This window comes from Moritella dasanensis ArB 0140, from assembly GCF_000276805.1.
GTDB lineage: Bacteria > Pseudomonadota > Gammaproteobacteria > Enterobacterales > Moritellaceae > Moritella > Moritella dasanensis.
In genome coordinates, this window is the sequence record NZ_AKXQ01000020.1 from 1 (window position 1) to 12,419 (window position 12,419).

Annotated in this window: 14 protein-coding genes; 8 read left to right on the top strand and 6 right to left on the bottom strand. The window is 39.5% G+C overall.

Going from position 1 to position 12,419, the window contains the following annotated elements; genetic code table 11:
* Window positions 1-149 precede the first annotated feature (149 nt).
* From A923_RS0115570 to A923_RS0115590, 5 genes are all read left to right on the top strand, one after another.
* Window positions 150-827 carry a DUF3313 domain-containing protein gene (locus tag A923_RS0115570; RefSeq protein WP_017222611.1) on the top strand — a complete coding sequence of 226 codons (678 nt, stop codon included), beginning with the start codon at window positions 150-152 and terminating at the stop codon, window positions 825-827.
* Window positions 828-941: 114 nt separating this feature from the next.
* Window positions 942-1,610, top strand: a complete 669-nt coding sequence (locus A923_RS0115575) for a DNA-methyltransferase (RefSeq protein ID WP_017222612.1) — start codon at window positions 942-944, stop codon at window positions 1,608-1,610.
* A gap of 2 nt (window positions 1,611-1,612) precedes the next feature.
* Window positions 1,613-1,903, top strand: coding sequence for a YkgJ family cysteine cluster protein (locus tag A923_RS0115580; RefSeq protein WP_017222613.1), 291 nt, complete (start codon window positions 1,613-1,615; stop codon window positions 1,901-1,903).
* Window positions 1,904-2,273: 370 nt separating this feature from the next.
* Window positions 2,274-3,128 (top strand): sigma-70 family RNA polymerase sigma factor, encoded by an 855-nt coding sequence (locus A923_RS0115585; RefSeq protein WP_017222614.1) that lies wholly within the window; start codon window positions 2,274-2,276, stop codon window positions 3,126-3,128.
* A gap of 130 nt (window positions 3,129-3,258) precedes the next feature.
* The gene (locus A923_RS0115590; RefSeq protein ID WP_017222615.1) at window positions 3,259-4,182 is read left to right on the top strand and encodes a patatin-like phospholipase family protein; all 924 of its coding nucleotides are present in this window, start codon (window positions 3,259-3,261) and stop codon (window positions 4,180-4,182) included.
* Window positions 4,183-4,212: 30 nt separating this feature from the next.
* On the opposite strand, the gene A923_RS0115595 is transcribed toward A923_RS0115590, so the two are convergent.
* Complete coding sequence (locus A923_RS0115595; protein WP_017222616.1) at window positions 4,213-5,481, bottom strand: D-amino acid dehydrogenase; 1,269 nt, start codon at window positions 5,479-5,481, stop codon at window positions 4,213-4,215.
* A gap of 124 nt (window positions 5,482-5,605) precedes the next feature.
* Between A923_RS0115595 and A923_RS0115600 the strand changes: the two genes are divergently transcribed.
* Complete coding sequence (locus A923_RS0115600) at window positions 5,606-6,550, top strand: LysR family transcriptional regulator (RefSeq protein WP_017222617.1); 945 nt, start codon at window positions 5,606-5,608, stop codon at window positions 6,548-6,550.
* A gap of 15 nt (window positions 6,551-6,565) precedes the next feature.
* On the opposite strand, the gene A923_RS0115605 is transcribed toward A923_RS0115600, so the two are convergent.
* The 3 genes from A923_RS0115605 to A923_RS0115620 all read right to left on the bottom strand — a co-directional run bounded on the left by A923_RS0115605 (window position 6,566) and on the right by A923_RS0115620 (window position 10,004).
* Window positions 6,566-7,399: a ferredoxin--NADP reductase gene (locus A923_RS0115605; RefSeq protein ID WP_017222618.1), complete on the bottom strand. Its 834-nt coding sequence runs from the start codon at window positions 7,397-7,399 to the stop codon at window positions 6,566-6,568.
* Window positions 7,400-7,813: 414 nt separating this feature from the next.
* Window positions 7,814-8,761: a YeiH family protein gene (locus tag A923_RS0115615; protein ID WP_017222620.1), complete on the bottom strand. Its 948-nt coding sequence runs from the start codon at window positions 8,759-8,761 to the stop codon at window positions 7,814-7,816.
* 121 nt (window positions 8,762-8,882) lie between these two features.
* Window positions 8,883-10,004, bottom strand: a complete 1,122-nt coding sequence (locus tag A923_RS0115620; RefSeq protein ID WP_017222621.1) for an HD domain-containing phosphohydrolase — start codon at window positions 10,002-10,004, stop codon at window positions 8,883-8,885.
* A 483-nt stretch (window positions 10,005-10,487) separates the two neighbouring features.
* Between A923_RS0115620 and A923_RS0115625 the strand changes: the two genes are divergently transcribed.
* Entirely contained in the window at window positions 10,488-10,751 is a 264-nt protein-coding gene (locus tag A923_RS0115625) for an HP1242/YdcH family protein (RefSeq protein WP_017222622.1), read from the top strand.
* A 65-nt stretch (window positions 10,752-10,816) separates the two neighbouring features.
* On the opposite strand, the gene A923_RS23125 is transcribed toward A923_RS0115625, so the two are convergent.
* Window positions 10,817-10,966, bottom strand: coding sequence for a hypothetical protein (locus A923_RS23125; RefSeq protein ID WP_017222623.1), 150 nt, complete (start codon window positions 10,964-10,966; stop codon window positions 10,817-10,819).
* A 269-nt stretch (window positions 10,967-11,235) separates the two neighbouring features.
* Window positions 11,236-11,385, bottom strand: a complete 150-nt coding sequence (locus tag A923_RS23130; protein WP_017222624.1) for a hypothetical protein — start codon at window positions 11,383-11,385, stop codon at window positions 11,236-11,238.
* A gap of 346 nt (window positions 11,386-11,731) precedes the next feature.
* Between A923_RS23130 and A923_RS0115640 the strand changes: the two genes are divergently transcribed.
* On the top strand, window positions 11,732-12,388 hold the full coding sequence (locus A923_RS0115640) for a glutathione S-transferase (protein ID WP_017222625.1): 657 nt from the start codon (window positions 11,732-11,734) through the stop codon (window positions 12,386-12,388).
* The last annotated feature ends 31 nt before the right edge of the window (window positions 12,389-12,419 follow it).

Here is a 12,419-nt window from a genome sequence, read left to right on the forward strand (position 1 = left end):
TATTTCCTATTTCCTATTTCCGCCACACACCAACACCTGATATCTATCAACACAAGTTTAAGCGCTGCTTAACATTCAGGCTAATAGTAAAACATGCTATAGTACACGTAATATAACCCCTTGTTTTACATCTATGAGTCAACTATCTTATGCCCCTAAAATCACGCGTTATCATCTCCCTACTTTGCTGCTTATTGTTAACTGGCTGCGCGAAAACCAACTTAATATCAGCGACAAAATTTACCTCATATGATGATTTCAAAGCCGGCCCAGAAGACGGGGTTGCGCTGGTATGGGCGAGAATAGGATTACGTAATGCTGATAGAGTGCGTAATAAATTAGCACAATACGACAGTGTAATATTAGATCGTGTCTATGTATTAGTCGAAGACGATAGCTTGTCTGATGAAGAGATTGAAACAATCACAACTTACCTCACCGAGAGTTTAATTAACACCATATCGCCGCATAAGCAGATTGTCGATACTGCAACAGAAAAAACCCTGCACTTGAGTATTGCCATTAGTAATGTCGAAACGCCAAATCCTATCTTGGCCGTAACAAGTAGTATCGTGCCAGTAAGCTTGGGAATTTCCGTTATTTCCAAGATCACCACAGGTGAACACACAAATGTCGGCAGCGCGAGTATTGAACTTATGGTCAGTGATGAAAATAACAAACCACTTATCGCTGCAATTGATAGACGGACTGGCAATAAAGATTTCGGCACCATGATTGATTCTTTAGACGATACCAAAGATGTGATTGATTGGTGGATCAAACGCCTAGGTGAAACCTTCATGCAAGGTAAAACAGCCAGCCAATAACGACCATTGTGGTTATATTTTACTAAGCTAATGCAACACTACTGTTTGCAGTCGTTACCTGATAACATGGCGCCCTAATCCATGCAGACCACTGCAAACATGTTGAAAAAATAAATGAAGTTACATAAGATTGATGCAGTAGATTGGTTAAAATCCCTCCCGAATGAAAGTGTGGATCTGGTTATCACAGATCCACCTTATGAATCCTTAGAAAAACACCGAAAAATAGGCACGACAACCCGCTTAAAAAACAGCGCTGGTTCGAGTAACCAATGGTTTAGTATCTTTCCAAATAGTGATTTCCCTGCATTAGTTGAACAAATTTATCGCGTACTGAAAAAAAACAGTCACTTTTATTTATTTTGCGATCAAGAAACCATGTTTGTGATTAAACCTATCGCTGAAGACCTTGGGTTTAAATTTTGGAAACCCATCGTATGGGATAAATGCGCAATTGGTATGGGTTATCATTATCGCGCACGTTATGAATTTATTTTGTTTTTCGAAAAAGGTAAGCGAAAATTACAAGATTTAGGCATGCCTGACGTATTACAAGAAAAACGGGTATGGCGCGGTTACCCAACCGAGAAGCCAGTGCCACTGATTGAAAAACTAATCAGCCAAAGTTCAAGCGTTGGTGACTTGATTATTGACCCTTTCTTCGGTTCCGGCGCGACGTTAGTTGCAGCGGCCAACCTAGGTAGACAATCTGAAGGTGCAGATATAGCGCCCTCAGCACATGAATTTGTAAACAACCGCATTAAACCGGTAGAAAAGGCATAATAATGACAATTGAAATAACGAACCTACCCGTTGCAGAAATCACCTGTGCTAACTGTGAAGCATGTTGCTGTCGCCTAGAAGTCATGCTACTGACAGAAACGGGTGTACCTAAGCGTTATATCACCACCGATGATTGGGGCGGCCAAGTTATGGCGCAAGGTCATGATGGTTGGTGTGCTGCGCTCGATAGAGATACATTAATGTGCAGCATCTATGAAAACAGACCTTGGGTATGTCGTATATTTGAAATGGCATCATATGAATGCGAAGAAGAACGTAAAGCACATATGTAAGCAATCAGCATGCTAACACTATCAATGGGCATACCAACCACCCATTGATAACGCTTTCATGATGCGTTTGATGAATTGAGCCGTCGCTATTCATTGATATAGAACAAATAAGGCGATAAAGGATCAACCCTTATTCAAAATTAGTTAGTATTTACTAAAAACTGGTCAGACATCACTCCTATTTGTTCAATTCTTTTAACCTATTCACAACATCAGCCTTTTTTCGTTTATACCGCTATCTATATTTCTCCCTTAGGAGGATTATAATTAGACGAGTTGTCACATTATGAATTTCTTCATCTGTCATCTAGTTACGTATTTTTACAGGGATGAGCGAGTATCGCTAATAAAATACGTTGAGGGTTAAAAAATGGAATTATTTAACGAATCAAACGCATTAGATCTTTACATGCAACAAGTCAGTAAAACCAGTGTCTTACTTACCAAAGAACAAGAGTATGATACGGCTATTGCTGCGCATGGAGGCGATCAAAAAGCACGTCAACGTATGATCCAATCTAACTTGCGCTTAGTAATCAACATCGCTAAACGCTATCAACATACTTCATTAGCACTTGTTGATATCATCCAAGAAGGTAATACCGGTTTAATTCACGCCGTTGAAAAATTTGATGCAACCAAAGGGTTTCGATTTTCAACTTACGCAGTATGGTGGATTAAAAACAATATCGAACGTTTTATCATGAATCAATCTCGTACTATTCGCGTCCCGATTCATGTCGGTAAAACCTACAAACGTATCTTAAAGAATGCACGTGAAGAACTCTTGGATTTAAAATGTAACAATGACTTACAAACAATTGCGACTAACTTAGAACTCGAATTTGATGATGTAGTTGAGGTACTTTCTCACTACTTCACTGAAGCGAGCCTAGACAAAACGATTGCAACCAAAAACGATTCAAATACTGCATTAGTCGACCTTATTGAAGACAGTTCGATTTGTACACCGAATGATGAAATAGAAAATACCGATACCTCAAGCTACTTAACGGAAGTATTAAATCACTTATGCGACCGTGACAAAGAGATCATTCAACTCCGGTTTGGCCTTGGCAGAGAAGAGCCACAAACCCTTAATGCCATTGGTGAACGCCTATTCATGTCTCGAGAACGTGTGCGTCAAATTATTACCGCCAGTTTACAAAAAATTAAACCCGAATTATTAGTTAACAGCGTCTGCCAACAAGACTATCTAAACTAAACTCACTTTAAACTTGCCCCCCCAAAAAAAATAAATCGATAGCTAATGGCTATCGATTTAAAATAAACAATCGACTTAACCTTCCTCTTATAATCAGGTAAATTACTTCCTTGCTACTACCGGAGGAACTATGAGCCAACAAACCAATAATACCTTAATCAATATCGCCAGTTGTACTGCAACAACGCCGATCAAAGACGCCGCACTGGTAGTAGAAGGCGGCGGACAACGTGGTATTTTTACGGCTGGTATCTTAGATAGTTGGTTAGCAAACGACTTTAACCCTTTTTCATTACTCATCGGCACATCTGCTGGTGCGCAGAATTTATCAAGTTATATGACCAGACAATCTGGCCATGCCAAACGTTCGATCATGCAGCTATCCAAACATCCTGAATTTTTTGATATGAAACGGCCTCTTTCTGGGCGCAATACTGTCGATCTTGATTGGTATTTTGATAGAGTGAATGATCCTGAATACCAACTCAATATGAACTGCGCACAAGCACAATTGAAAAACCGTCAACTGCTTTTTTCAGCGACAACGATTAACGGCTTCTGTCCCGCATTTCTTGAACCGACAGCAGATAATTGGCTTACCATGCTGAAAGCATCCAGCGCGCTGCCGTATTTATATAAGAAAGGGGTTACGATTGGTGACGGTCGTTACGTTGATGGTGGCGTGGCATTACCGATTCCAATTCAAGAAGCTTATCATCGTGGCGCTAAAAAAATAATCGTATTGCGTACCGTGCCGGCACATCAAAATGTACGCTCGCCGTGGGCACATAAACTCAAATCTTGGGTATGCAGTTCACAGCGCTGCCCCAAAGTATTAGAGATTATCACCGGCCACGAGAATGCTTACAGTGAGGCAATAGACTTTATTCAGACACCGCCAGAGGATGCCCAGATAATTGAAATTGCCCCGCCACAGCCATTAGCAAGTCGTATTCTTGGTAGCAGTGATGAAGCCTTAGCGGCCGATTACAAGATGGGTTATGAAATGGGCACACAGTTTTTAGCCAGTCAGCATGCCGCATTGTTTAAATAATAGTGTTTAGATAGTATTATTTAGAGAACATTAACAACCATAGCGATAAACATCCAAATCACTGCTATCAATATCAGGTGTAACGCCGCTGACCACATCAGCAAGATAACGCGCCGAGCCACACGCCATGGTCCAACCTAATGTACCATGTCCACAGTTGGTGAATAAGTTAGCCACCGGCGTTTTACCAATAATTGGCGTGCCATCGGGGGTCATAGGTCGTAAACCCGTCCAAAACTCCGCTTTGCTCATATCACCCGCGTTGGGAAATAAGTCATTTATCACCATCGCTATCGTGTCTTTTCGAGATTCCGTTAAATCTAAATTATACCCCGTCAACTCTGCCGTGCCTGCAACACGTATTCGTTGATCAAAACGCGTCATCGCCACTTTGTAAGTTTCATCCATCACAGTTGAAACCGGCGCTTGGCTACTGTCAACAATCGGCACCGTGAGCGAATAGCCTTTTACCGGATAAATCGGCATAGCCAATCCGAGTGGCGACAAAATCGGGTCGAGTAACGCTGATGAATAACACCCCATCGCGACCACATAAGCATCTGCCGTTAACTCCCCAATACTGGTATCCACCGAGCTGATGTTGTTATCTTGATGATTCAGTTTATTCACCGTTACATCAAATTTAAATTTAACCCCCGCCGCTTGTGCTAATGCTGTTAGCTGTTGGCAAAACAAATAACAGTCACCGGTTTCATCATTAGGTAACCGTAATCCACCGACAATTTTATCTTTAACACTGGCTAATCCAGGCTCCACAGCGAGACACCCCGCAACATCCAATCTTTCATATAACGTGCCACTATCCGCCAATATTTTAATGTCTTTAGCTATACCAGCCAGTTGTGATTCATGACGGAATACCTGCAGCGTACCTTGTTGACGACCTTCGTACACAAGATCTTGCTGCTGACGCAAATCAATCAAGCAATCGCGACTATAATTGGCAATGCGTAACATCCGCGCTTTATTTATTTCATAACTGTGCTGATTACAGTTGGCCAACATTTTTGCCGCCCACAGGTACAAATCTGGCGACAACCCTGGTTTAATCTTTAAAGGTGCATGTTTTTGCGCTAACCATTTAATGGCTTTTACCGGTATACCAGGGGCAGCCCAAGGGGAGGAATAACCATAAGAGATCTGCCCCGCATTGGCAAAACTGGTTTCTTCAGCCCCTCTCGGCTGGCGATCAACGACAGTCACATCATGTCCAGCTTGCGCGAGATACCACGCTGACGTTAACCCAATAACCCCACAACCTAATACTATGACTTCCATTTTATACCATCTATCGCTCATAAATAATTCGTCAGCATAAGATCGTTACATTTACTTAACAATCCATAAGTATTAATATCAGCCTTTAGTAAAACTAAACACTGTGTATACACAGAGGTCCTTGATGTTAAAAGTGAACGATAATCTGTTATCCGGTTTAGCTACATTTGCGGCGACGGCTAGCTGCCATAGTTTTACCCAAGCAGCCGCAAGATTGCATATCACCACAGGCGCCATTAGCCAACAAATAAAACAGTTGGAACAGAATCTACAGTTAAGTCTGTTTGAGCGCCACTCTCGCGGTATTCGTTTAACCCCCGCAGGACAGCAATTACATCAAGTCGTAGAACAAAGCATCACAGAGATAGGCAACGTGATCAGTCAGTTGCAACAAGTGAACCGTAATACTGGTGATGTACACCTTAAGCTCACTCCCTCTTTTGCATATAAATGGTTAGTGCCGCGCTTACAGCATTTCTATCAGCAATATCCTGATATAAAGATCCACACCTTTGCCGAAGGTGCATTAGTCGATCATACTGATACTAATTATGATCTTGCTATCGATTATGGCCAAAGTCCCTATCAAGCGAATGATAAAAAGATTAACGCGGAATTGTTATTAGCAGAACAATTATTACCGGTGATGAGCCCGCAATACATGGCACGGTTTGATTGGGAACAGGCGCTTGATTCTCAAAACATTACACTGCTACATGATGCGATGCCCTGGCAGCACGCCGATAAAGACGCGGAGTGGCAATTTTGGTTACAACAGATGTCTCTTACCACGCCAACAAAAAATACACTGAGTAAACACGGGCATTATTTTAACCGTACCGATATGGCAATGGCCGCTGCTGCCGCAGGATTAGGGGTTGCATTAGCCCGCTGTGCGCTATTTAATAACGGTTTTACCGCTGCCGATTTAGCGAAAGAAGGGTTAGCTTCCCCTTTCAGCCCTATCGGTGCCCAGGCTGGATATTACTTGATTCAGCATCATCACTCACCTGCTATTGAATGCTTCAAGACCTGGTTAAAACAACAAGCTTCTTTACAATATAATTAAAGACTACCAGCCTCACTACCAATAATTTTCTGAGTTGAAATGCCCAGCACTACGACGTGAATGTTTTTGATATCCAAGCTCATTTAACACCGCACTCGTGTCTTTCACCATACTGGGATTACCACACAAATAGAAAAAACTACGCTCAGTCGTCAGTGCAATACCGGCAGCATCAACCAAGTCACCCGATTTTAATAGTCCGGGAATACGGCCGCGTAATGTATCTTTTCTATTTTCACGAGACACAATCGGCACATAATGAAACTTGCCCTGATACCTTTCTTCAAGATGCTGTATTTTATCTTGGTAGACTAACTCAGCAGGCGTTCTTACCGCGTGTACTAATACCACATTATCAAAACGCTGTTGGGTCTCGACTTCGTCAATCAAGGATAAAAAAGGGCCAATCGCGGTGCCAGTAGACAATAGCCATAAATCTTTTGTATAACGCGGTATTTCATCTAGGGTCATAAAACCAGCAGGACTTTTACCGACATACACATCATCACCCACTTGTAACCTCTCTAATCGTGATGACAATTGTCCCTCTGGTACAGCGATAATCAAAAACTCCATCACTTGCTGACCTAGCGCATGATTTGGGGAATTAACAAATGAATAAGCCCTGCGGATCCATTCACCCTTATCATCCCCACTCTCATCTTCACTATCATTTCTACTCTCGTTTCCGCAATCGTTTTTACTATCATCGTATAGTGCCAATTTAGTAAATTGACCTGCCGTATAACAAGCGATATCGGCAGTGACCTGCAAACTGAATTCACTATCCGTCCAGTTAACTCGCCCTGTCACTTCGCCCTTAATTAGACCATGTGGTGTGTCCTTCATTACCAACCTCACAAATTCAAATTTCGCCTAACAAGAATAGCGTAAGAAACATGAAAACAATGTGTTGAGTACCCAAGGATTTACAATTAGTTATGAGTTATTCATTTACGGTATTTCCTATTTAACCCTCTTTGCTCCAATAATATGTCTAAGCATTAATAAAAGGAGCTAATGTTATGACCAATAAGTTAATAATTACACTGGTGTTTTTATGTATATTACTGTCGGTATTTACCCAAGGGCTAACATCATCAGCGCTAGATCTTGTCGCATTTACATTACTAATTAGTTATTTATTCAGCGTTAAAAAAAGCAATCTGCGGACATAAAAAAAGGAGGTTGCTAAACCTCCTTTTTTATTTCTATTTATAGGGCCATTTATGCCGATGCCAATTTATGACTAACAATCAATGTTTACATAAAATATAGAATGTACACCAATGAACTGACACTGATTACTATCCACAGCAGTACACCGAGCACTAATGGTCTGACACCCGCGTCTTTCACTTTTTGTACCGTGATACCAGCACCAATCAAGAACAAACACATGACTAATACTTGTTTCGACACATTAAAGATACCTTGATATAAAACCTGATAATCAGGTAGTGCATAAGCAATAAAAATAGCGAAACAATAAAACAAAATAAAGAACGGTACCGTTATCTTTTTGCTATCGCCTTTAAACAGCAATGCACTAATAAATGCCACTGGAATAATCCATAATGCCCGTGCTAATTTTAATGTCGTTGCCGTTAATAGCGCTTCATCACCGTAAGCAGACGCTGCACCTACAACAGATGAAGTATCGTGAATAGCTATCGCACTCCACACACCAAAGGCGTGCTGACTCATTTCTAAGAGGTGTCCAATCACAGGGAAGACAAACAAAGCAACGGAGTTAAGAATGAATACCACAGCCAATGCCAATGATGTTTGATCATTTTTAGCATTGATAGCAGGTGAAATAGCGGCAATCGCACTGCCCCCACAAATAGCCGTACCGGCAGAAATTAAATACCCCGTTTTTTTGTCAATTTTAAACGCTTTCGTCAAGAACCAACCAAGTATTAGCGTACAGAATATTGACGTTACAATAATACCAAACCCGTCTTTAGTTGCGACAATCGCTTCGTCTAAATTGATACCAAAACCTAAACCAACAATAGAATACGCCAGTGTTTTTTTGGTGATCGTACTTAAATTAATACTTTTAGGTACAAAACCTAATGTAGCTAGCGTAAAGCCAAGCACTAAGGCAACAGGAGATGAAATAAGGGGGGTTAAACATAAAAAACCAATAACGATAAATAACAAATCAGTTTTTTGGAATGAATAATTTGTGAATGATTTAAACATAGGGAATCTCTATTTATAAGAGAGATAAGTATAACCTGTCATTCTGGTTAATAATATTAGAATGAAATTAACACAAGGTTCAATATAATTGAACCCTCTCATACAACTGGCGTTAAGCCTTTTATTCATCTGCATACGCTTCATAGATTCCAATAAAATCATCAAGGTTATTAATTAAAGCCTGGACACAATCTGGATCAAACATAGTGCCTGAATGCGCGATCATATAAGCAATCACATCATCAATACACCAAGCTGGTTTATATAAACGTTTACTTAATAACGCATCAAACACATCTGCAACCATTACGATTCGAGCTTCCAGCGGGATCGCACCTGCTTTTAATCCCATCGGGTAACCATTACCATCGAAATGTTCATGATGATGTAGAATAATATTTTTAAGAAAACGATACTCTTCAACATAGCGCATATTCACCGGGAAATATCCCAGTACATCATTGATAATATCAACGCCATGCGCACAATGTTGATTCATTATCTGGCGTTCTTCAGTGGTAAAGATCGCACGACTAAATAAAATGTCATCGGGGATCTTATACTTACCAATATCATGAAAGGCCGCAAAGGACTCAATCCGGCGGATGAATTCATGGGTTATCTCTTTATTATCACTCAATAAATACGCCAGCTTAGCACTATAACGTTCCATTCGATTCAGGTGCCCTTTTGTTTCAGGATCCTTGGCATGGCCCATATTCAAGGCGATCGCCAGTGAAATATCGATAAACTGCTTTTTTTCAAACTGACGTACCATCAAAGAATGAATGACAGTTGATAAAAAAAGCATATCTTTCTGTATCGAACGTTTAGCAAAAAAACCAAGTTCGGAGGCATTGAAAAATACCATCGCAATCGCCTCCCCTTTAAACATCAGTGGATAAGAAAAGCTACTACGATGGCCATGATTCAATAAAAAAAGTGCTCTTGGATTTGACGCTAAGCCTGCTAAGTCATCGATTATACGTTCTGATTTTGACTTGATAATTTTAGGGAGGCCGCCTTCTTGATTTACTTTCTTGATAAAAAGTTCATCATTGCAATCTGCGGTAAGTCGGTCTCGAACAAAATAATTAGACGCGTGATCATCTTTAATCAAAATAATCGACAATCGCGATAACCCTTGGTAGTTGTTAATCGCCACATTGTAGAGGGCATCAAGATGAACTGACGTATCTTCATCTTGATTAAACATTTTATTTATTTCACTATAATTAAGCATTTACCATTCCTATTTCAAAGTGGATACTTTGAACGTCATAAACTCATAGCGAAAACACGTCGCTACTGTTGTGGCTTAATGAATTTGTACGCCTAAAGAAATAGGTCGTTAAATAAATAAGAATATACAATTATAGGTATAATGACTTTAATTAAGTGCGGTTTTGTTACTCCCGTCAAACTATGATTAACATAATTTCTTATCAACGTTGTAATTCACGTTATTATCTTTTAAATAAGAAATATCAACCTTATTTAACCCTGTGAAAATAAAAATAAAAACAATAATATATAATAAAATCAATGTTAAAACCGTAATTAACCCTTAATATAACAACCTCATTTTTTAGTATGAAATTAGCTGTAACCACGATTAGGTCAACTTTCGTAAATAGTGGAGTGCTATAGTAGTAAGGTAGTAATAAGATAATAGTAAGGTAGTAATCGCGTTATAGACGTTTACTTTCACTCTTGAGGAAAACCCATGCTAAATGAGAATCATGCACTTATTTTTGACTTTCCAGAATTAAAACAAGATATCGTATATTTAAACTATAAAAATGAGTCGTTCAGAGAAAAATCAAAACAGTACCATATACTTGATTATGACATTCGCCAATTAGAAATCGCTGGCAGTCCGACTGATGATGAGCATATGACCCAGCTCAAATTACAACGAGCCAATTTAAAAGATGTTTTATATCAGCAATTAAAACAACATCACAATGAAGTTATCGCCGCATCTTAATATCATAAAGCGGTAAAAACTATAAAGCGCTAGAGACTGTAGCGCTTTATCATTTATACGATCAATTACGCTTCAATATTTAATAACTCCATCACCATTAGCTTACGAATCACACTCACGTACATAACATTAATTTTTGCTAACTGAGTTATTTTAGTCAGTGAGTGCCCTTCACGTAATAATTTAACCACATACAGAACTTGCTTTTTATCCATTATAACCTCGACAACCATATTCAAATTTAGCACCATACGTCAAGAGCAACTAAATACAATAAATTATCATAAAGCCAGCCGCAAACACGTAAATTTACCAGTGCTATAGCGAGTGCTATAAATCTTGCTTTAGAGAGTCGCGGGTTACTTTATTATGCCAGTAAGAAGCGTTTTAGAAAGAGTTTTGATGTGCTAGAAGGGACTATAAAAATGCGAGATAAAACGACAAAGCGCTAGAGACTGTAGCGCGTTGTCATCGGTATTATGAACTATGCTTCAATGTTGAGTAAATCCATCACCATCAGCTTACGGATAACACTAACATACATCACGTTAATTTTTGCTAACTTAGTAATTTCAGTTAGTGAATGGCCTTCGCGTAATAATTGAATAACGTATTGTACTTGTTCTTTGTTCATAATAGCCTCGATAACTAAGTTTCTAATTTATAAATCACTCTATAAATTAATATGTTTATAATTTGATATGGGCTCATAATACGGCTTTATTTTTTATATAATATTGCGTTTTCGATTAAAAATTTGAATATGAAATAATTTTTAATTAAATATGCATTTTTAGGTATTACTTTTATATCACTACGCTTTATAAACACGCATATAACCCCGATATCACACAGCCTAAAACAACTATCCCTGCTTATTCCAACAAAATTAATCGTAATTAGCCATAAATAACCGTAAGTGCGTTACTATCAAGGCAGAAAAAACATGCCATAACGCTGACAATAAAAAGGAAGGCTAAATGCCACTGCCAATTTTATACTCATTACAAAACTGTCCTTATGCGATGCGCGCGCGACTGGGCTTATTACTTGCACAGCAAGCGGTAATGCTACGTGCAGTGGTCATGAAAAATAAACCAGCAGCAATGCTAGCGGTATCGCCAAAAGCCACAGTGCCGGTATTAGTGTTTGATGATGGTACTGTCATTGACGAAAGCTTAGATATTATGATTTGGGCGCTGCATCAAAGTGACCCATTAGATTTACTGCACAGACATGAGCCGGAGGCCTATCCCGCCATGCTCGCCCTGATTGATATTCACGATACGGTGTTTACTTCTGCATTAAGTAAATATAAATACGCAGTGCGTTACCATACCGATGATGAAATTGAGCTACGCACCCAATGTGCGGTTTATGCAACTATGCTCGAATCACATTTAAGCCAACATACTTATTTAGTTGGTGAACAAGTCAGTTTAGCTGATTACGCCATTTTGCCGCTTATCCGTCAGTTTGCCCGTATTGATCGTCACTGGTATTTGCAAGCGCCCTTCCCACACTTACGTAATTGGCTGAATAAACACTTACAAGATCAACGCTTTGCGAAGGCAATGGCGAAATACCCACAGTGGTTAGAAACCGATGAAGAATTTTTATTTGGTCATGCCGATTAAAAACAAAAAAGGGTAAGCATGAAGTTAATCA

What these genes read in the sequence shown, in the direction of transcription:
- A923_RS0115570 (WP_017222611.1), top strand. Translation starts at nt 150, where the DNA reads ATGCCCCTAAAATCACGCGTTATCATCTCCCTACTTTGCTGCTTATTG.
- A923_RS0115575 (WP_017222612.1), top strand. Translation starts at nt 942, where the DNA reads ATGAAGTTACATAAGATTGATGCAGTAGATTGGTTAAAATCCCTCCCG.
- A923_RS0115580 (WP_017222613.1), top strand. Translation starts at nt 1,613, where the DNA reads ATGACAATTGAAATAACGAACCTACCCGTTGCAGAAATCACCTGTGCT.
- A923_RS0115585 (WP_017222614.1), top strand. Translation starts at nt 2,274, where the DNA reads ATGGAATTATTTAACGAATCAAACGCATTAGATCTTTACATGCAACAA.
- A923_RS0115590 (WP_017222615.1), top strand. Translation starts at nt 3,259, where the DNA reads ATGAGCCAACAAACCAATAATACCTTAATCAATATCGCCAGTTGTACT.
- A923_RS0115595 (WP_017222616.1), bottom strand. Translation starts at nt 5,481, where the DNA reads ATGGAAGTCATAGTATTAGGTTGTGGGGTTATTGGGTTAACGTCAGCG.
- A923_RS0115600 (WP_017222617.1), top strand. Translation starts at nt 5,606, where the DNA reads ATGTTAAAAGTGAACGATAATCTGTTATCCGGTTTAGCTACATTTGCG.
- A923_RS0115605 (WP_017222618.1), bottom strand. Translation starts at nt 7,399, where the DNA reads ATGAAGGACACACCACATGGTCTAATTAAGGGCGAAGTGACAGGGCGA.
- A923_RS0115615 (WP_017222620.1), bottom strand. Translation starts at nt 8,761, where the DNA reads ATGTTTAAATCATTCACAAATTATTCATTCCAAAAAACTGATTTGTTA.
- A923_RS0115620 (WP_017222621.1), bottom strand. Translation starts at nt 10,004, where the DNA reads ATGCTTAATTATAGTGAAATAAATAAAATGTTTAATCAAGATGAAGAT.
- A923_RS0115625 (WP_017222622.1), top strand. Translation starts at nt 10,488, where the DNA reads ATGCTAAATGAGAATCATGCACTTATTTTTGACTTTCCAGAATTAAAA.
- A923_RS23125 (WP_017222623.1), bottom strand. Translation starts at nt 10,966, where the DNA reads ATGGATAAAAAGCAAGTTCTGTATGTGGTTAAATTATTACGTGAAGGG.
- A923_RS23130 (WP_017222624.1), bottom strand. Translation starts at nt 11,385, where the DNA reads ATGAACAAAGAACAAGTACAATACGTTATTCAATTATTACGCGAAGGC.
- A923_RS0115640 (WP_017222625.1), top strand. Translation starts at nt 11,732, where the DNA reads ATGCCACTGCCAATTTTATACTCATTACAAAACTGTCCTTATGCGATG.